Origin of the sequence: Bacillus sp. JJ1532 (assembly GCF_036965085.1) — a bacterium.
Classification (GTDB): Bacteria; Bacillota; Bacilli; order Bacillales; family Cytobacillaceae; genus Cytobacillus.
Genome location: NZ_JBALOW010000071.1, coordinates 34,390 through 54,874 on the forward strand (window position 1 = coordinate 34,390; position 20,485 = coordinate 54,874).

Below are 20,485 nucleotides of genomic sequence, written 5' to 3' on the forward strand. Positions count from 1 at the left end.
TTTATAGCTTTTTATTGCCTAATACATTACGACTATGTGAACGGATAGGAAAGAACATCCTAAAGGTTGGCATGATGTAATAACGCCTTACCAAAAAAGAAGCTTCTCATAAGTCATTAGACTTTTAAGAAGGTTTGTTTCGTATCGCTGGGCGATATAACTTGCAAGTAAATCTAAAAACCTTCATATTTAATAGAAAAGGAGGTCCGATATGCGACGTGATATACAACCTAATGAACGAGCGTTCTCTTCAAAGGAAGTGGAAGAAGAAGTTGGGATTGCTGCTCCCGCTGTTCGAAAGTATTGCCAAATCTTATAGCGAAATGGATATGAGTTTTTGAAAGATGGCGATTGACGTATCTTTGTTCAATCTGACATTGGAGTGCTTATAGCGCTACGCGATACGGACAAGTTCCTAGACGATACAGCTAAAGTCCTTATGAATCAACAAAAAATGATTAGAATGAACCAATAAACTCTCAGTCACTTGTGAAGTGATATCCAGCTGATTAGCGATATGTGTAAGTTTAAAATAAAGGTTTCCCAGCTCCAACAGTTCATCATGTCCTTAATAGTGTTCCTCAAGAAAGGAACTGGTCAGTTCTTTTTTTGATTCGTATCGCTGGGCGATATACTCTTTCGAAAAAATCCTCAGAACCTTCATCTTGTAGAAAAGGGAATTTCATATGTGACATAATATACATCGAATGAACGAGCATTTTATTCCATGACACCCACTATTCAAAAGTATGGCCACATTTTTGAGTGGAAAGGATATAAGTTCTTAAAAGAGAGCAAACCGCGTATCTTTGTTCGATCAGACAACGGATCGCTTATAGCGTTACCCGATTCGAACAAGTCCCTAAGACGATACAACCAAAGACTTCGTGAATCAACAAAAAGAAAGATTAGAAGCAACCAATGAAATAGAGATTGCGATATCTCATACTTTTGAAAATTTCCCCCTCGACCTAATCAATTAAAAGAAATCAATATATTTCAAATTTCAACAAATTTCCGGGGAAATATCGACAATTTATGAGTTTAAATAGGCAGACTGACAAAAAAGTCGATATGCTGATAGGATAAACGAGTAGAAAGGATGTTTCATAGGATGAGATTAAGTATATTGGATCAAGCCCCCATTACAAGCGGGAATACGGCTACCGATGCTTTGAAAAAGGCGGAAGAATTGGCTGTTTTAGGAGATGGATTAGGCTATTATCGAATGTGGATGGCAGAACATCATGCGACCACAACTTTTGCAAGTTCAGCTCCTGAAGTGTCGGCAGCACATTTGGCTGCAAAAACCAAAAATATTCGTATCGGAACCGGGGGAGTGATGTTGATGCATTATTCCCCATTGAAACTAGCTGAGGTGTTTAAAACGTTAAGTGCATTTTCACCTGGCCGCATTGATTTTGGTATTGGTCGAGCTCCTGGAGGGGATAACTATTCCATTTATGCTTTATCTGAAGGGCGCCAACCAATGGTAAATAATATGTATGAAAAATTTGATACAGCACTGCAGTTGATTAACGATGAAGTACCCGAAGATGACTTATATAATAAAACAATCGCAACACCTTCCCAAGTTATTTTGCCAGAAGCTTGGCTGTTGGGGTCGACTGGCAATAGCGCTGTTCAAGCTGGACGTAGAGGTGTAGGCTATTCCTTTGCACAGTTTTTCAATGGCGAAATGACGAAAGAGATTTTAGATACATACAAAAGGAATTTTCAACCTTCAGCTTTTATGGAGAAACCGCAAATCAATGTTTCTTATATGGTGACAACAGCTGAAACAAAAGAAGAAGCTGAATTTGAAGCAAAGCCTCAAGATATTTGGCGATTACAGTTTATGAGGGGCAGGATCGGGTCAGTTTTAACACCAGAAGAAGCCCGTGATTATCCATTGACGGAAATGGATCACATGATCATTAAAGAAAATCGTAAAATTCATTTAGTGGGCGCAGTAAATGAAATCGCAACATTGTTACAAGAAGAGCAATCTCACTATGGATTTGATGAAGCGATGATTTGTAGCATTCCTCATTCACAAGAGAAGCGTCTAGATGTTTATCGATTATTGGCACGGGAGTTGTTTTAAAAATTCTCTCGTCCACAAGGAACGTGAAGGGTGATTGAAAAAGTTCTGACCCCAAATACGGTATTGCTATATGGGGTCAGGCACCCATTTCCATTTTACCAAGAGAATCTATTACTTTTTCTCAACCAGCTAATGACTCCATAAATAATTAGCAGTAACACCCCTATCTCGATAGCATGGTCGGCCAAATTAAGAATTCCACCAGAGCGAATGATAAAATCTGTCACCTGCCCGAATAAAAATCTATCAATGCCATTTCCAATGGCTCCTCCGACTAGGAATCCAAAACTACTATCGATGAGAGCACCATTAAATTCTCCAGTTCTGCGAAAATATAAAACACCTATCACGAACAACACAGCGACAACTCCGAAGAGCCGTGCATAGCCTTGAAATAAACCTCCTGCCATCCCACTATTTTCGATATGTGTGAATTGTATTCCCCACAATGTAAATCTTTCATTAATGTCAATGTAAATACGAATTAGATATTTAGAAAGCTGGTCCATCACAATAACGAGGATTGCAATTACATAAAATAGCATATATTGTCCTACTTTCCTGCAGAATTATTTGCATTCTAGTCATCATTATAATTGAAAGCTTTTTTCTATCCTATTAAGACGCTCTTATTCGTATGTTCAATAGTCTCTATCAAATCGATGGGTATAAAAAGCAATAGAGGATAAAGCATTGTGTATAAGCTTCTTTTTCAATTCTTGTGTTACAATGGTGATATCATTCATATTAGGGGATTTATGAAAGTGAAGGGATCGGAAAAAAATGTCCACTGTTCTTACATATTTTGTTACCCTTATTGCCATTGTGATTTCAATATTTGTTACACTTTATATCAAGTCTGAACTAGAGCGGATGTTCGGGGAAGAAAAAGATGTGTTCGCTTTTCATATATGTAATGTGATTATTATCTTAATGGCTGCTTTTGTAGTAAATGCTGTAATGACTATTTATTTCAGTGGGAATGGATTCAATTGGATGCTGCAGATAGTCATTCTCCTATTCATGATCTTACCCATTTATATTTTGGGGCACCTTGCATTTGAAAAATATAAATTTGTATATCGAAAATACAATACTGCTGAAAACGGAAAAGTGATTGTACTTAATGAAAAGTACATAAAAAAGAAAAAACCATTTTCAAAACTGAAAAATTATAATGCCATTTCAAAAGAAAATAATTCAAAGGAACATAAAAACAAGAGGTTTTCCAGGAGTTGAGTAAACTTACGGGAAGCCTTTTCTTTATTTCTGAAGAATAATAATGATAGAGGAGGAATTTTAGAAGGGTTAAAGAAATAATCGTGATAAAAAGTCAATCCAGAGATTAGCAGTATGGTTATGTCTTATACCGAAATGCTATACGAATTGTAAAATATTTTAAAGCCGCCTCTTTAATTTCAGTGCTTTTCAAAAAAAACACCTCGAATTTTTTAAGAACCTTCCTCAGTTGTATTAGCAAATTAAGTAAGTCTAATCAAGCGAAAAATTTCATAAATTTTAACTTATAAAAGTAGGTAATCTTATCGACCAGATTCTATGTTGAAATGGAGGATTAATATGATTGTTGATTGCCATTTTCATGTGGATGAAACAATGCTGACTTTAGAAAAAATGATAGAGGGTATGGATAAAAATGATGTAACTAAAACAGCACTAATTGCTCCCATGAACGAAACAATGTTCGAATTGGATAGCACTTTTCAACGAATTTTACAACGCTTAGTCCGGTATCTAATATTAAATGCGCCTCAAATTGGGCTCGAAATTTATGATGGTCTAGTAAAAGGTGGCTATTTGAAACTTTACGGCAAGTCATACAAGATTTTTACCAAGCCGAGCAATGATATTGTTGCTGCTGCAATTGATAGATTTCCAGACCGGTTTCTAGGCTGGGTAGCAGTGAATCCAATGATTCCTGAATCAATGGAAGAAGTAGAATTATATCTTAATAAACCTAGTTTTATTGGAGTGAAAGCACATCCGTTCATGCATGAATATAGTATTAAGGCACTTGATCCAGTTGCGGCTATGTGTGAATCAAAAGGCATACCTATGATTATTCATCTATCTTCAGAACCAGAATCCTATAAATATTTACCTGAAAATTACCCTAAACTTAAATTAATTTATGCCCACGCCGGTCTTCCATTTTGGAAAAAACTATGGAAATACATTAAGGATCAACCGAATGTATTTGTTGACACATCAAGTGATTATCTTAATCCATCTATTGTAAAGAAGGCAGTGGAATCTTTAGGATATCGTAAAGTTCTTTTTGGTTGCGATGGACCATATGGAATGGAAAAGTTTAATAAATATGACTATTCGGCAAAGAAAAGTTGGATTGATTTGCTTCAAATTCCTGATAACCAAAAGGAATATATACTTGGCAATAACTTTTTAGGATTGATTGACTAAATCAAAACTCTATCAACCAATTCAATAAAAAATTATTTAAAGAATAATATAAATTTACCATTATGATGTAATGTGCTTATTACCTTGAACAAAAAGCCGTCCAAATGGGCGGCTTTTTTTCCCTTATTGGATTATCGAAGGACGAAAGTATGTGGAATGGAGTTAAAAGAAGTGCTATCTGCTGGTGCTCACTTGGTTTATATTGGAATTAGATTAAGGTCCTAATGATGATTCGGATAAGACAAAGGCAAACGCAAAGGGGGGCTAATTAGTTGTGAAACGCATTATGGTGATTGGTGTTTCTTCCGGGGTAGGTAAATCAACCTTTGCACGTAGGTTAGGGGAAGTACTGGATATTAATGTTTATCATTTAGATGCCTTCTTTTGGAAACCTAATTGGGTACAAGCTTCGATAGAGGAATTTTCGGAGGCTCAGCAGGAAATCGTCAATCAAGATCAGTGGATAATAGAAGGAAACTACACGCCGACCTTTGGCGTTCGTACGGAACGAGCAGATACAATCATTTACTTAGAACTTCCACTGCATATCTGTTTGTACCGTGTTTTGAAAAGATGGATAAAGAACATAGGAAGGACCCGTCCGGATATGGGAAAGGAATGCAAGGAAAAAATAGATTGGGATTTTATCAAATTTATATTGACCACTTATAGTCCACGAAAGAAAAAAATGGTTGAGCGAATTCAGGAATTTCAAGCCAGAGATTCTAAAACGGTTATTATGTTGAAAAATAAACAGGAAATCAAATCATTTTTCGAGAACTTTAGTAGATAAATGGGTTAAAATCAATAATATAAAAAATGAATAAGAAAAGTGATCATCTATCATTCGTAGAAAACTCTTGTACATAATATGAATATTCTAAAGAAAGGGTGGATTAAATGAAAATTACATTAGCACAGGCGATTAATTTACTTTCTAGTCTGCATAGAAAGGTCAATGAATTGCAAGGTGAGTTTTTCACTGTTCACGTAATTGAGGTTCCAAAAGGAGAGACTTACACTCCATTTGAACGATCAGTGGAAGATGTTTTGAAAGAATTATCTGAGGTTCAGTCCGATTTACTGGAATTGAAAGAAATCGTCCAACAAGCTAATTTAAGTAATTTGGTTGAATGGGATGGCTGTTCCATTTCAATGATTCGTGCGATTGAAACTGCAAAGCAGCTGCGGGAACGTCTTAATCTTTTCAAAACCCTTGCGACAACTAAAAAGCGCGAATACACCGTTCATCGCCATTCAGGTGCCATAATGGAACAAATTGCTTTATTTGATCCAGCTGAATTCAAAAAACAATCTGATAAACTATCACGCCAAGTGGAATTGCTGTCTAGCAAAATTGATAGAGTTAATTATACTATTGAAATCGATGTTCCACTTGCAAGTAAATATTTAGAGGCGTAAGTAGCTTTGAGGGTATTGTGCCAATACCTTCATGGGTGCTTATGCACCAAATGAGTTGGGAAGTGTTAGCGACCCATTACTTTGTGGGTAACAAAGTATTTAAACATTTTACAACTGGTGAAGCGAACGGAACCGACTTACGCTTTACGTTCTAACGCCTAACGATTCACGAACGGATCATCTCATTAGTAACAATAGACTGCTGCGTTCCCAATCTCATTTATCCTATACAATCTTGGGAATATTAATCGTTTCTAAGGAAGTGTAAGTCTTGTCAAATTTATTAAAGAATGACAAAAGCTTAAAAGCAGACTGTGAAAATTGCTTTGCATTATGCTGTGTGGCTTTGCCTTATGCAAAGTGTGCAGATTTTGCAAATAATAAAGATGGGGGTACTCCTTGTCCCAATCTACAATCAGATTATCGTTGTAGCATTCATAGCAATCTAAGAGAAAATGGGTTTCGAGGCTGCACTGTTTATGAATGTTTTGGTGCTGGGCAAAAGGTTTCTCAGGTGACATATGGCGGAAATGAATGGCGGGGCAAGCCGGCTCTAGCTAAAGAAATGTTTGACGTATTTCCGATCATGCAGCAGCTTCATGAAATGCTTTATTACTTATATGAAGCAATTCGTTTAGAAGAAACAAGATCCATCTACGATGAATTACAAACAGCCATTGAAAAAACCGAAAACCTTACCTATCTAAATTCGAAGTCTATTTTAGACATAGATGTAACAGCTCATCGAGCACTTATTAATGAGCTGCTTCTGCGTACAAGTGAACTAGTTCGTGCAAAAGCTTCAAAAAATCCAAAGCCAAATAAATGGATCAGAGGAAAAGATCTTATTGGTGCAAAGCTAAAAGGTGCCAATCTGAGAGGATCTAATTTACGGGGGGCTTTGCTCATAGCCGCTGACCTCCGACAAGCAGATTTGAGATGGACCGATTTTATCGGCGCCGACTTAAGAGATGCTGATTTAAGCGGTGCTAATGTGACAGGAAGCCTATTTCTCACTCAAGCACAGGTGAATTCGGCTAATGGTGATAGGCACACAAAATTACCTCCTTCCTTAAAGTTTCCCGATCATTGGCTAAAATAACCTAAACTAACATCTTTGTTTAAACAGAGGTGTTTTTTATTACTCTATTTTTTATCCCTTTAAAGCCCAAAAGATTTTTTCAATTTTCTGTTGTTTATAAGTAGAAAGACATGGTATTATCGAAATATTAACAATTATTAATACTTGAAATCGGTGTTTAATAAGATCAAGTAGAGTAGAGGAGAGGAATGGCATGAAAAAAATTTGGATGACCCTAGTATGCTGTACGTTGCTCGTGCTTGCGGCTTGTGGGTCTAACAGCAGTGGGGGCAGCAGTAGCAACAGTAACAGCGATAGTAGCAGCTCGGATGGCGGCGGCAGTAAAGAAGCAGAGAAAACAGTTAAAGTTGGAATTATTCAGCTAGTAGAACATCCGTCACTAGATGCAGCTCGAGAAGGTTTTGTAGCGGCAATTAAGGATGCTGGGTATGAGGAAGGAAAAAATCTGAAGCTTGATTATCAGAATGCCCAAGGTGATATGAATAATAATATGTCTATCGCACAAAACCTTGTGGCTGATCAAAACGATGTCATTCTAGCAATTGCAACTGCTAGTGCACAAGCAGTTGTCCAATCTACTAACGAGATCCCAATTCTCTTTACAGCGATTACAGATCCTGTTGGCGCGAAACTAGTTGAAAGCTTTGAAAATCCAGGCGGAAATGTATCGGGTACATCCGATACACATCCAGACGCCATCAAAAATACAATCAATGCTATTAAAAAATTCATCCCTGATGCTAAAAAAGTTGGGATTATCTACAACTCAGGTGAACCAAACTCAGTCGTTAACGTAGAAAACGCAAAGAAGGTTATTGCAGAAATAGGACTAGAAGCTGTGGAAACATCTGTATCTACAAGCTCAGAAGTTAAGCAGGCTGCTGAATCTTTAGTCGGAAGAGCGGACGTATTCTATATTCCAAAGGACAACACAGTTGTATCAGCTCTTGAATCTGTTATCACAGTAGCAAATGAGAAGAAAATTCCAATGTTTGTTGGAGAAGGCGATTCCGTAAAGCGTGGAGCATTTGCTTCATACGGGCTAGACTATCATGACCTTGGCTATTCTACTGGAAAAATGGCATTAGACATTTTAAACGGTAAAAAGCCAAGTGAGATCCCAGTTGGCTTCCCTGAAAACTTAGAGCTAGTCATTAATAAAAAGGCAGCTGAGCTTCAAGGAATTACATTAACTGAAGAAATATTGAAGGATGCAAAAATAGTAGGGGAATAAGATAAAATCACACTGCAAAGTATAAAGCAGTGTGATTTTTTATTTTAAGATAAACATCTATTTAGTAATAACCATCTTATAAAGATAAGAAAACCCCGGGCTGTCTCCTTTTTCCAAGAAAGAAGTTTCTTTAGCAAAGCTAAGGATTATTGCATTTTTATATATCATTTTATGATAATTTTGCAGTAAATCTCAAATATTAAATGTGAACCAAAAAATTCAGCTTATGCTAGAGCCACTTTATGATCCTAATATTAGGAGGAAAAACTATGGAAGCAACTAGTTATAAAGGTACAAATAAAATGATTATCGGTATTGTATTTGGGGTTATTGCGTTTTGGCTATTTGCACAGTCGATGGTCAATGTAGTTCCGGCTGTTCAAAAAGATTTAGGCATTTCACTTGGCACATTAAACATTGCCATAAGTTTAAGTGCATTATTCTCTGGATTATTCATCGTTGCTGCTGGAGGGCTAGGAGACAAAATTGGTCGAAAAAAAATGACCTATATCGGGTTAATCCTAAGTGTTATCGGCTCCCTGTGCCTTGTATTAACACAAGGAGCTGTTTTACTGATCATTGGTCGTGTACTTCAAGGATTATCAGCAGCATGTATTATGCCTGCCACAATCGCTCTCATGAAAGCTTATTTTGAAGGTGCAGAACGTCAGCGTGCTTTAAGTTACTGGTCCATCGGATCTTGGGGCGGCTCAGGAGCAGCTTCCTTCGCAGGGGGGGCCATCGCAACGTATATGGGCTGGAAATGGATTTTCATCTTTTCTATTATATTCTCTTTACTTGGTATGTGGCTCATTAAAGATACGCCAGAAAGTAAAGGTGAATCAACAGGTGCTTTTAAATTCGATTACTCTGGGTTAATCGTTTTTATTATTACTATGGTTGCATTGAACATATTTATTACTTATGGATCTGCTTTAGGCTGGACAAGCTTCATTACAATCGTTCTGGCAGTTGTAACAATTATTGGAATTATGGTTTTCATCAAAATTGAAAAAGGTAAAGATATTGCTCTTATTGACTTTTCAATTTTTAAAAACAAACCATATTCTGGTGCAACAATTTCCAATTTCCTGTTAAACGCAATTGCTGGAACACTTGTCGTGGCAAATACTTATGTTCAAGTAGGCAGAGGCTTCAGTGCTCTTCAATCAGGCATGCTTTCCCTTGGTTATTTAGTTGTTGTATTAGCGATGATTCGCGTTGGAGAGAAAATTTTACAAAGAATTGGCGCAAAAAAGCCAATGGTTTGGGGAGCCCTCATCACGACTGTTGGTGTAGCATTAATGGGTCTCACTTTCTTACCTGATTTCCCATATACAATAGCCGTTTTCATTGGTTTTGTTCTATTCGGACTTGGACTTGGATTGTATGCGACTCCATCAACGGATACTTCAGTCTCTAATGCACCTTCAGATAAAGTTGGAGCAGCTGCCGGGGTTTACAAAATGGCAAGTTCTCTTGGCGGAGCGTTCGGCGTTTCGATATCAGCAACTGTTTATGGGGCCATTTCCGCAGCCGGAAGTTTGGAAATGGCCGCATCAGCCGGGATTATCGTAAACGTTATTTTCGGAGTTCTTTCTATTCTTTCCATTATATTTTTGGTACCAGGGGATGCTGGAAAAACAGGAAATGAAAAAACGCCAAGAAAACTAAAAATACCAACTCCTGGTCAACCGGAACCAGAGCCTAGTCACTAAATAAAAGGAGAATAGACTGATGTTACTGAACGAAATAATGAAAAAGTTAGATGATAAAAATGAACGGATTATTGATATTCGCCGCTATCTTCATGAACATCCGGAACTTTCTTTCCAAGAAGAACAAACAGCTAAATATATAGCAGATTTTTATAAAGAAGTACCAGTGGATTCAGTAGAGACTAATTTCGGAGGACAGCGTGGAATCGTTGTAACCATTAAAGGTTCCAAGCCGGGAAAAACGATTGCCATTCGTGCTGATTTTGACGCCTTGCCAATCAAGGAAGAAACGGGACTTCCTTTTGCATCGAAAAACGAAGGAGTCATGCATGCTTGTGGCCATGATGGTCATACAGCCTATATGTTGGTATTAACCGAGACATTAGCTGAGTTTAAAGATCAATTAAAAGGGACGATAAGAGTCATTCATCAACCAGCAGAGGAAGCTCCTCCAGGTGGAGCAATCGGTATGATTAAAGCGGGTGTTCTTGATGGCGTAGATGCAATCATTGGGATCCATGTCATGTCTACAATGAAAACAGGTCATATTTATTATAGAAGCGGGAATACACAAACAGGCCGATCTTATTTCAAATTAGTTGTTCAAGGTAAAGGTGGACATGGATCGTCCCCTCACTTGGCAAATGATGCAATTGTGGCAGCAAGTTCATTCGTCATGAATGTACAAACAATCGTTAGCCGCCGCATCAACCCATTTGATACAGCTTCGGTTACCATTGGTAATTTCGATGGAAAAGGGACATTCAATGTCATTAAAGATGCCGTGACCATTGAAGGCGATGTCCGGTCCATGTCTTCTGAGACGCGAGATATCATCGAAACAGGTGTGCGTGCTTTTGCGGAAGGATTAGAAGCTTCTTTTGGAGTAAAGTCTATTCTTGAATATAAGAATGACTACCCCGTTCTATATAATGACCCTGAAGTAACCGAACATGTACATCAAGCTCTAGAACAGGCATCTATTCCAGAAGTTGAAGCTGTTTTGGAAACACCGCCACAGCCACCTTCCGAAGACTTTGCTTATTATCTTGAAAAAGTGCCAGGATGCTTCTTCTATGTCGGTGCGGCCCCTGAGTCAGGTGAAGCCTATCCACATCATCATCCTAAATTCGATATTGATGAGAAAAGTCTTATCATTAGTGCGAAAGCTATGGCAGCCGTTGTCACATCTTACTGTGATAGAAGCAAAGAAGATAGTAAATAACGATAAACAAAAATGCAAAAAACTGTTGTCATCTCTGACAACGGTTTTTTTGCATTTTTCGGGTAATACTCTTTAGGTCAGTTTTACTAGTTTTCCTTAAACCGCTTTCATTATTCGACAATGTTAATTTTTGGATAAAAATCAAAAATTAATAAAAAAGTCCTATAAATTGTAATTTTTGACATGTAAGTATTCTGGAAATTTTACTTATATTTTTATAACTCTATTAAAAAATGACAAATGGACTACTTACTCCTAATTCATTATTCCTAAAAAACATGCTTATTTCAAGATATTTACAGGAGTAATATAACAGACAATATTCGACAAAAAATATGGGAGTATTTGACCAAATTGTGAACAGATGTTACTAAATATATAGGTACTATTAATTTGAATAAAATGGTTATTTCATAAATACTCAACAAGATTGGAACGTCAGGTAAATATTTTGACCTGACATTTGTTTTTAACAGGGGGAGGAAAATTGAAGTTGAAACATATAGCACTGATTTTTCTAAGTCTTTTCTTTGTTGTAGCTGGCTGTTCTAGTGTCGAGACAAATGATAAAGAAAAAGATCCGAAACCATCTGCAGACGAAAAACAAAAGGAAGAAGAAAAACAGGCTGTAAAGATTGAATACCCAGCGGCTGCAACGGAAGCTGTGGAAATTGTCCACCAGCCGATTGGCGTGAAGCTGGAAGGTATGTATTCATACGATAGACCGAATAAGGAAGACGTGGATATAGATAATCTAATGTCCGAATTTGGGGTAGAAGAACTTGGGAATGAAGAAATCTATAATGGCTTGGTGCATTGGTTTGGTTTGGACTATACAGAAGTAAATGATGCTCTAGCCAATTATGAGCCGGATTTTGGAGAACTAGACATAACAAAGGAAAAGAAAAAAATCAAAAACATTGCTGTCCATATTGACTCAAGCGGAAGCATGGCAGCAGCGGTTCCTGGCGGGGAAAAAATGGCATTGGCAAAAGGAGCAATAAATAGATTTGCTTCAAGCCTACCTTCGGATTCAATAATTTCCCTGCGTGCCTACGGACATAAAGGAACAGGAAAAAACGAGGATAAGAAAATGTCCTGCTCAAGTACAGAAGTAATGTACGAAGCAAATACTTTTAATGAAACTGAATTCAATGAGGCACTTAACAAATTTAAGCCAAGCGGCTGGACACCTTTGGCTTCATCGATCAAGGCTAGCTATGAAGATTTAAAGGTAAAAGCGGGAGAAGATACTGAAAACATCTTATTTATAGTCAGTGACGGGATTGAAACATGTGATGGCAACCCAATCGAGGAAGCTAAGAAACTAGCAGAGTCAGACCTGAAAGTAAAGGTTTATATCATTGGCTTCAATGTAGATGATGCTGGTCAAAAGCAGCTTAAGGACACGGCAGCTGCAAGCAATGGAGAATATTACACGGTGAATTCAAAGGTGGAACTAGAGAATACGTTCAAGAAGCTAATGGAAGAAGCCGTTAACACCATTGCCAAAAACAATCAGAAAGCCGTAAATGGAATCAATGTCAATTTCCGAACAGCGGATTTAAGAGAACAATTACGTGGAATAGAATCATCATTTATGAAGGTAGTCAGTCTAGAAAGTGAGGTTATTAGGGAAGCTCTCTCAAAGCTTGAAGCAGAGGAGAAAATTGAAAGCACTGATGTTGACGAAATTCAAGAAAAGCTAAAGGCCCGGTATGATGTACTAGACGTCTATGCTGAAAGCCTTGTTGATCAAGGGATGGAGAAGATTAATAACAAAAGAGAAGAATTATTCAGCATTATTAATGGAAGTTGATTTTGTAATTGATGTTCTTAGAATAGTTAACGTTGAAGAGGGAAGAGAGGATTCAAAGTGCATATCATTATAGATGAATCTTTAGGATTGCCCGAGAGTGTAACAGAACTTGCCATTGTTCGAAGCCCCAAATTGAAAAAGGACTTTCCTTTAAAGGATTATTTAAATGGCAGTAAAAAAACTTTAAGTCAAAAACTGCCATTAATCAATAGGGGACTCCAAGACGAATTAGAGGATGTAGACAAATGGTTAAAGGAATACAAGGAAGTTCTCTATGTATATGATTCTTTCATCACTAACAAAGAGAGCATTAATAGACTAAAAAACTGGTATTTTCCCAGTCATAAACTAATCACGTTGGATGGTGCAGTCAATAAATCAGCTGCTATTTACATACTTCAGAGAATTCAAGAGCAAGTAAGGGAGAATATACTCCCTTCCTTTATTCCTCTACAAAGATTTACCATTACAAATCATTCGAAATTTCATACAGCTCCCAACTACTTGAAGTTAAAAAGAAAGAAACGAAAGAAGAATAATAAATATTATCTAATCGACAGCTTTTCTAAAGAATTACTCTTAACAGGTCCAAAAGAAGAATTACTCAGGAAGGTTCAAGAAATGAGTCAAACAAAATCGATTTTTATTGCTTCAAGAGAGAATCTTGACATTGATTTAGCATCTGTATCATTTTTTCAGCTTGAAGAAAATAGTTTACCTCTTAGTTTTGACAATATTGATATTTTCATTGCTTAAGAGACAGATAGATAAAGAAAATATTGGAGTGACAATGGATGATCGATGCTAAAAGGAAAGCCATTATATTTTTAACGATTTCTTTTTTGCTGGCAATCGTTGCAGCCGGTGTAATTCTTGTTCAGATCAATCAGGCTCAGCAAAAATTAGGGAAAACCGTTGCAGTAGCTACAGCAGCAAAAGATATTAAATCCTATCACGAAATTAAAGAGTCAGATATAGAGTGGATACAGATGCCGCAATCTAGTGCTTATTCTTCCTTAATTAGAAGTGAAAACGATTTTAAGGATGCAATTTCAGTAGCGGAAGTTAAAGAGGGGGAGCTGCTGACGAAAGCACTTGTCCGTAAGAAATTAGATATTCCTATCAATGATCGTGTCGTATGGCTAAATGCAACAAAAATTGTCTTAATTGATCAAGATGTTGCTGAAGGAGATCTTGTCGATATTATCGTTTCGGAAGAAGTGAATGGCAGTCTGCAAACGAAAAGGCAATTCCAAAATGTAAGTGTTGTTCAAGTGGAAAAGCAAAATGAAGGTCCTTCAAGGATAAAAATTTCTTTGAACGTTGAAAATGCGGAAAGAATTATTCACTACCAAAATTCTGCTGTGCAAATAAGGGTTCTACTAGTGAATCAAGCTTCTTCAAGTGAAAAAAATGAGCAGGATGCAGTTGAACAGAAAGCTCCGCAAAAAGAGAAAGAAAAGGCAAGCGACAAGCCACCTGCTGCAGAAACGACTGAAGATCAGAAAGCAGATGCAAGCAACGATGCTAAATCTGCAGAACAGGCAAAAAACGCTGCAGAACAAAAAGAAAAACCAGTGGAACAAAATCAACAACAGCAATCTTCTAATGAACTAAAGTCTGAAGATAAAAAGTAAAATACGAAAATGAAGTTTTGGAAGGGTGCAATACATGAGTGCATATAAAGGGTTGCTGATCACGAAAGATTTAAGATGGAGTGAACTCATTCAACAGCTAATTGAAAATGAAAATATCGATATTACAGTTATGCCTGAATGGAAACGAACTTTTCAAGAACAGCATAGCTATCATTATATTTTTGCTGATATTGACTCAATTGAAAATCCTGAGCAGCTAAAAAACAACTCTAAAAGCAGCCTAATTGCCCTTACAAGGAGCCATGACTTTCTCCTTGCAAGAACGTGGCTGGTTTCTGGGGCAAAGGATGTTATTGTTTTCCCGGATGAAAAGGAACGATTAATTGAATTAGTTCGATATACAAGAGATCAGTTCCGGCTGCAAAAGGAAACAAACGCAGGATATGGTACAGGGCAAGTCCATGCTTTTTATAGCGCAAAGGGCGGCAGCGGTAAAACGCTTTTATCGGTATTAGCAGCTCAGTCTCTCAGCATTCATCACAATTTAAAAGTTTTATTAATTGATATGAATGCACAGTTTGGAACAGCCGATTCTCTATTTGGCATACAGCCAATTAGGTCCTATTATGACTTAATTCCAGTTTTGGAAGAATTGGATATTAGACATATTCAGAATGTGTCCAATGTTCATGAGGAAACGAGGGTAAGCATTTTAAATGGCCCAGCAAATCCAGCAGCTGCGCAGACTATTCCAGATGAACTCATGAACAGAATAATAAGAGTGGCAAGCAATCATTATGATTATATTATTCTAGATTTGCCAACGAATATCGATAACCTAACCTTTACTGGCCTTAGCCTTGCTCAGCATATTCATTACATAATGACTCCTGATAGTTTAGGGATGCGGGCTTATAAGTATGCGGAGGATCTTTTTGAACGTTTTCAAATTGGAAGAGGGGAACATTTTTCATTGATTGTCAACCGTAATCATTCTAAGTCCGAATTAACAGTCAAGGACATCGTAAAGATTATCGGAAAAGAAATACAAGGAACCATTAGTGCAGATTATTTTGCTATTCAGCCATATCTCAATATGGGAGAAAGCTTCTTTAAGAAAAAGAAGGATAAAGGAGCAAGTAAAGTAACAAGAGATATGAAGAAATATGTGGAGGAATTACTAAAGCGTTAAGTAAAGGAGTGAAAAAATGTCCTGGGTTGAAAAGGCTTCTGTACTAGGATCGAAGCAATCAGCGCTGCAGCATGACTGGAATATTTCAGAAACACAAGTTGATCAGTTAGTAAAGCATTATAAGTCCCGTTTAATAAAGGAAGCGAATCTGGAAAACATTACGACATTAACTCCAATCGATCGAAAACGAACGATTGAACGCTTAGTAAAACAAATGATTGATGAAGAAAAAGTGATCATCACATCTGATCAAATGGAACAAATCATTCAACAAATCATTAATGAATCAGTGGGCTATGGGCCGCTTGAAAGCTTGCTGAGGGATGAATCCATAACGGAAATCATGGTTAATGGTGCATACGAAGTTTTCATTGAGCGTCAAGGGAAGTTAGAGAAAAGCAATGTACGCTTCAAAGATAATGAACATGTCCGGCATATTATTGATCGTATCATCGCCCCTCTTGGGAGAAGAATTGATGAAAGCTCTCCAATGGTAGATGCCCGTTTAATGGATGGAAGCCGTGTGAATGCTGTTATTCCGCCTATAAGCGTAGATGGGCCCTCTATTTCGATAAGGAAGTTTAAAAAGGACCCTTATTCTTTAGAGGACCTGATGAAATTTGGAAGCTTTTCAGAGGATATGGCTGAATTTCTAAAGGCTGCAGTTAAGGCAAAAGCAAATATTTTAGTTTCTGGTGGTACTGGAAGCGGAAAAACTACTTTGCTAAATGTCCTCTCAGATTCCATTCCAAAGGGAGAAAGAATCGTTACCATTGAGGATATGGCTGAGCTGAGATTAACATACGATAACCTTGTCCGGCTTGAAGGGCGCCCTTCAAATATGGAGGGAAAAGGTGAAGTAACAATTAGGCATCTCGTTAAAAACGCTCTCAGGATGCGTCCGGATCGTATTATAGTCGGGGAGGTCCGCGGCTCGGAGGCAATCGATATGCTGCAGGCAATGAATACTGGTCACGAAGGTTCATTAACAACGATTCACGCAAACAGTCCAAAGGATGCTTTAGGAAGGCTTGAATCCATGGTGATTATGTCTGGCCTGCCATTAACCGTTGAGGTTATTAGGGGGTATTTTGTCGGAGCATTAGATCTGATTGTTCAAACGTCCCGTTTTTCTGATGGAAGAAGAAGAATTGTCAATATTGCAGAGCTTGTAGAAGAAAATGGAGTAATATTCGCAAAAGATATATTCAGATTTAATAGAAAGGCAACACTTCCGGACGGAACAATCCTTGGAGAATTTGAAGGCACAGGTTATGTCCCAAATATATATCAGCGTTTTATCTCATATGGGATTGAATTTTCGAAACATATCTTAGAAGCTGGTGCCCTCAAATGAGCTTGGCGTGGGGACTTTTAACTGGAAGCATATTTAGTTTTTTGGCAGGAGTATTTTTCATCCTATCAAGCCGGAAAACGCGGAACTCGTATAAGCGGATGGATAACTGGTTTGATAGGGAAAAAGAATTTGAGCGCAAAAGCTTTGTTCTGCTGATTGGAGATAAATATGATTCATCAGAACTTGCATCAGAGCTGAAAAAAAAGCTTATTCAAGGAAATATTACGCTAAAGCCTTCTGAGTATATGGGAATCTATATTTTGCTATTAGCCTTATTTACCTTTATGAATCATTTTCTGTTCGGTTTGTTTCTATTAATGTCTGTACTCGTAAGCTATTTAATAGTATCCATCGGATCAAGATTTTATTTGAATTCTAGGAGAAATAAACGGACAGAAAGCTTTAATAAACAGCTTCCGGAAATATGCAGAATGATGTCAAACGGAATCAAAGCGGGGCAAACTATTCCACAAGCCATTGAAATGGTAGGAAGAGATATGAAAGATCCAAGCCAATCAGAGTTTAGAAAAATGAACTATCAATTCAAATTAGGCGATAGTTTAGAGATGGTTTTGAACCAGTTCAGGGAAAGAGTCTCAAGCAATGATATCAATATTTTTGTCAGTACTATTCTCATCCAGCAAAAGGTGGGGGGGAATTTAGCGGAGGTCCTGTCTTCGATGGCAGAAACGCTAGAGGAAAGAAGCCGAGTTCACAAAGAAATTCAAACTGTAACAGCAGAAAGCCGATCTATAGCTTATATTTTGGTTGCCATGCCCTTTTTAATGGTTTTAATGATGAATTTATTTATTAAAGGGTTTCTAAATGTCCTGTTTACGCCATTTGGATTATTAATTTTTGCTGGTTTTTCTATGATTGTTTTCTTTGCATTCTTCATCATAAAAAGACTTTCGGATATAAGGGTGTAGTCAATATGAAACTATTAGGCTTTTTTTCACTCGTCATGTTTGTATTGATATTAATTCTGCTATTTATTGGCTTTGTTTATATCTATTTATATATTGCTAAGAAAGAAAAACTTTTAAAAAACCAGGGTTATCAATATCGAAAAGATAAAAAGAAAAAATCGTTAAGGGAAAGAATTATACAGCCATTGGTTCGCTGGGGGAAAAAAGCTGGTCCAGTAGGAATCAAATATCCATTCTTTGCTGATAAAACAAAGCACGAAAGAATGCTGAAGGAAGCAGGAAATCCACTTGGCTTTCATTTACAGGATTTTTATGGCTTTCGTTTTGTTTTGGGGTTAATAGGGTTAGGGTTTGGCAGTTTTTATAGCTTCCTAGGCATGCCTTGGGGATTACAAATCCTGTTAATTTCGATTCTAGGAGGTTTTTTGGGACCTAGTGCATGGTTGTACTTTAAAGCTAAAAACAGGCAGGAGCTCATTACCATCATGATGCCTGACTTCTTAGATACAGTAAGTGTCACTCTTCAGGCCGGGGTGAGCTTAGATAATGCTTTACAGCAAGTGACCCAGCAGTTTGAAGGACCGTTGAGTGAAGAAATTGACAGGTTTAATAGAGAAATAGATTTAGGTGTTCCAAGAATTACTGCTTATCAAAGCTTAATGGATCGAAATTCATCGAAAGAGCTGCACTCACTTGTAAATGGTTTAATTCAAGGATCCACTCTAGGAGTGCCTGTGTCGAGAACCTTTAAACTACAAGCCGATGACCTCAGAGCAACAAGGGGTTTTGTAGCTAAGGAGAAGGCTGCAAAAGCAAGCCCACAAATTACATTAGTCACCACATTTTTTGTGGCACCAGCAGTATTTGGTCTCATTATAGGCCTGCTTGTATTAAACATTATGTACAATCCGGCTGCATTTGGGTTGGACTCCTTCTTTAAATAGGAGGATTAAATATAAGAGAATCTGAGGAGGAATAAGTATGCTATTAAAAACTTGGACTAAGGTGAATGGGGTTTATTCTCGTTATGTGAAAAATGAAAGAGGAGCTCAGGCGCTAGAATGGGTTGCTCTAGGTCTTGTTGTATTGGCTGTTATGGGTGCTATTGCTGCAGGTATTGGTGATAACACAAGTATAGGAAAGACAATTATATCCAAGTTGGAGGAATTGATCGGTAATATCGGTACTGGCGGTGGTGGTGGCAGCTAATAATAAGTAGCTGGAGTGAGTAAATTGAGAAATTTTTTAAAACGATATGTAAAAAATGAAAAAGGCTCACAGGCCATTGAGTTTGTTGCGATGTTTCCTCTTGTTATATTAGCATTCCTTATTATTTGGCAAGTTGCTTTAATCGCTTTTTCACTTGTTGTTGCAGAGTCAGCTGCTCGGGACGGGGCCAGGGCAGCTGCTATTCGCGATCCTGATTGGAAAAAGGTTGCGGAGAGATCAGCTTCAGGCTTTAATCCAGTGGTTCATGGTGGTCCTGGTGAGAAAGAAGCAAGGGTAGAGGTATATATAAAAGCACCTGTGATTGCACTTCCATTTATAGCTGATATGGAATTCGAATTTACTGCGGATGCCGTTATGCCGATGGAGGAAGATCCTGATGAGACAGATTAAAAGAGTCAAGAAGCTTATTAATAATGAACGTGGCAGCGGGATGTTAATCGTCATGGTTGGCATGCTCATGGCTGCTATTTTTATAGCTTTGCTGTTTTTTGACTTCTCAAATGTGTTTATTCATAAGCGCGTTACACAAACGGGAGCAGATGCAGCAGCTTTGGCAGCAGCGAAGAGCTCTAGGGAGTATATGGAGGATGAGCTTCAAAAGGAAACGCAAAAAGAATTAGAGGCTCTCGGAGCTAGATGGGAAGCTTTTCTTGCAGCTGCCTTGGCGGCAGTTAAAGAGGATGAGGAACCGCCATCTGAAGAGGATATATTAGCTGATTTTATTCGTAAGGAAGAAGCAAGTCATGGCGGAAGATCAATGCCAGGAGATGTAGTTAGCTGGTTAAGAAGTCCGTCAGTCGAAGTTGAAGCGAATCCCGCCATGCGATTTTTCTTTGGGGATGATGGTGTGAGTGATCTAGCCTGCGAAGCAGTAAGAGATAACTTTGATAATGCTAGAAAAGAAGCTGAAAAGTTCGCAAAGGAAAACCAAAATGATAAAGTTAAAACTTTAAACTTTATCGGCGAGGATTTTCGTGTCTACGTGGTGACAGAGCGGAAGGCAAAGTTTACTACAGTATCTGATGAAAGTATTTCTGCCATAACATCTGAGGCATCGGTTAAAATTGGTGAACCGAAGACCTTTACCATTAAGTGTGATTAGCTTTTTTATAA

Annotated in this window: 20 protein-coding genes; 19 read left to right on the top strand and 1 reads right to left on the bottom strand. The window is 37.7% G+C overall.

Annotated features, from left to right (window positions below; all coding sequences use genetic code 11):
* Window positions 1–1,114 precede the first annotated feature (1,114 nt).
* The gene (locus V7122_RS20520; RefSeq protein ID WP_335353563.1) at window positions 1,115–2,107 is read left to right on the top strand and encodes an LLM class flavin-dependent oxidoreductase; all 993 of its coding nucleotides are present in this window, start codon (window positions 1,115–1,117) and stop codon (window positions 2,105–2,107) included.
* Between the two features lie 95 nt (window positions 2,108–2,202).
* Here the strand turns inward: V7122_RS20520 and lspA are convergent, their stop codons facing one another.
* Window positions 2,203–2,652 carry a signal peptidase II gene (lspA, locus tag V7122_RS20525; RefSeq protein ID WP_335346200.1) on the bottom strand — a complete coding sequence of 150 codons (450 nt, stop codon included), beginning with the start codon at window positions 2,650–2,652 and terminating at the stop codon, window positions 2,203–2,205.
* Between the two features lie 388 nt (window positions 2,653–3,040).
* Here lspA and V7122_RS20530 point away from each other — a divergent pair, with 388 nt between their 5' ends.
* The 18 genes from V7122_RS20530 to V7122_RS20615 all read left to right on the top strand — a co-directional run bounded on the left by V7122_RS20530 (window position 3,041) and on the right by V7122_RS20615 (window position 20,474).
* A complete protein-coding gene (locus tag V7122_RS20530; RefSeq protein ID WP_335346201.1) occupies window positions 3,041–3,346 on the top strand; it encodes a hypothetical protein in 306 nt (101 codons plus the stop codon).
* Window positions 3,347–3,685: 339 nt separating this feature from the next.
* Window positions 3,686–4,546, top strand: coding sequence for an amidohydrolase family protein (locus V7122_RS20535; RefSeq protein WP_335528720.1), 861 nt, complete (start codon window positions 3,686–3,688; stop codon window positions 4,544–4,546).
* A 274-nt stretch (window positions 4,547–4,820) separates the two neighbouring features.
* Window positions 4,821–5,339, top strand: coding sequence for a topology modulation protein (locus V7122_RS20540; protein ID WP_335528723.1), 519 nt, complete (start codon window positions 4,821–4,823; stop codon window positions 5,337–5,339).
* 107 nt (window positions 5,340–5,446) lie between these two features.
* Window positions 5,447–5,968 (top strand): DIP1984 family protein, encoded by a 522-nt coding sequence (locus V7122_RS20545; protein ID WP_335528725.1) that lies wholly within the window; start codon window positions 5,447–5,449, stop codon window positions 5,966–5,968.
* Between the two features lie 271 nt (window positions 5,969–6,239).
* Complete coding sequence (locus tag V7122_RS20550; protein ID WP_335528727.1) at window positions 6,240–7,070, top strand: pentapeptide repeat-containing protein; 831 nt, start codon at window positions 6,240–6,242, stop codon at window positions 7,068–7,070.
* 193 nt (window positions 7,071–7,263) lie between these two features.
* Window positions 7,264–8,304 carry an ABC transporter substrate-binding protein gene (locus V7122_RS20555; protein WP_335353564.1) on the top strand — a complete coding sequence of 347 codons (1,041 nt, stop codon included), beginning with the start codon at window positions 7,264–7,266 and terminating at the stop codon, window positions 8,302–8,304.
* 269 nt (window positions 8,305–8,573) lie between these two features.
* Window positions 8,574–10,022: an MFS transporter gene (locus V7122_RS20560; protein ID WP_335528729.1), complete on the top strand. Its 1,449-nt coding sequence runs from the start codon at window positions 8,574–8,576 to the stop codon at window positions 10,020–10,022.
* Between the two features lie 19 nt (window positions 10,023–10,041).
* A complete protein-coding gene (locus tag V7122_RS20565; RefSeq protein ID WP_335528731.1) occupies window positions 10,042–11,247 on the top strand; it encodes a M20 family metallopeptidase in 1,206 nt (401 codons plus the stop codon).
* A gap of 487 nt (window positions 11,248–11,734) precedes the next feature.
* Complete coding sequence (locus V7122_RS20570; RefSeq protein ID WP_335528734.1) at window positions 11,735–13,066, top strand: vWA domain-containing protein; 1,332 nt, start codon at window positions 11,735–11,737, stop codon at window positions 13,064–13,066.
* A 57-nt stretch (window positions 13,067–13,123) separates the two neighbouring features.
* Window positions 13,124–13,822: a hypothetical protein gene (locus V7122_RS20575; RefSeq protein ID WP_335528736.1), complete on the top strand. Its 699-nt coding sequence runs from the start codon at window positions 13,124–13,126 to the stop codon at window positions 13,820–13,822.
* Between the two features lie 38 nt (window positions 13,823–13,860).
* Complete coding sequence (locus V7122_RS20580; RefSeq protein WP_335528739.1) at window positions 13,861–14,703, top strand: SAF domain-containing protein; 843 nt, start codon at window positions 13,861–13,863, stop codon at window positions 14,701–14,703.
* Between the two features lie 34 nt (window positions 14,704–14,737).
* Window positions 14,738–15,856, top strand: a complete 1,119-nt coding sequence (locus V7122_RS20585) for an AAA family ATPase (RefSeq protein WP_335528742.1) — start codon at window positions 14,738–14,740, stop codon at window positions 15,854–15,856.
* 16 nt (window positions 15,857–15,872) lie between these two features.
* The gene (locus V7122_RS20590) at window positions 15,873–17,213 is read left to right on the top strand and encodes a CpaF family protein (RefSeq protein ID WP_335354918.1); all 1,341 of its coding nucleotides are present in this window, start codon (window positions 15,873–15,875) and stop codon (window positions 17,211–17,213) included.
* Window positions 17,210–18,142 carry a type II secretion system F family protein gene (locus V7122_RS20595; RefSeq protein WP_335354917.1) on the top strand — a complete coding sequence of 311 codons (933 nt, stop codon included), beginning with the start codon at window positions 17,210–17,212 and terminating at the stop codon, window positions 18,140–18,142. Before V7122_RS20590 ends, V7122_RS20595 begins: the two co-directional genes overlap by 4 nt.
* A gap of 5 nt (window positions 18,143–18,147) precedes the next feature.
* Entirely contained in the window at window positions 18,148–19,086 is a 939-nt protein-coding gene (locus V7122_RS20600) for a type II secretion system F family protein (protein WP_335528745.1), read from the top strand.
* Window positions 19,087–19,123: 37 nt separating this feature from the next.
* Window positions 19,124–19,351: a hypothetical protein gene (locus V7122_RS20605; RefSeq protein ID WP_335528748.1), complete on the top strand. Its 228-nt coding sequence runs from the start codon at window positions 19,124–19,126 to the stop codon at window positions 19,349–19,351.
* A 24-nt stretch (window positions 19,352–19,375) separates the two neighbouring features.
* The gene (locus V7122_RS20610) at window positions 19,376–19,762 is read left to right on the top strand and encodes a TadE/TadG family type IV pilus assembly protein (protein ID WP_335528750.1); all 387 of its coding nucleotides are present in this window, start codon (window positions 19,376–19,378) and stop codon (window positions 19,760–19,762) included.
* Window positions 19,749–20,474, top strand: a complete 726-nt coding sequence (locus V7122_RS20615) for a pilus assembly protein TadG-related protein (RefSeq protein WP_335528753.1) — start codon at window positions 19,749–19,751, stop codon at window positions 20,472–20,474. The genes V7122_RS20610 and V7122_RS20615 overlap by 14 nt, the downstream gene beginning before the upstream one ends.
* The last annotated feature ends 11 nt before the right edge of the window (window positions 20,475–20,485 follow it).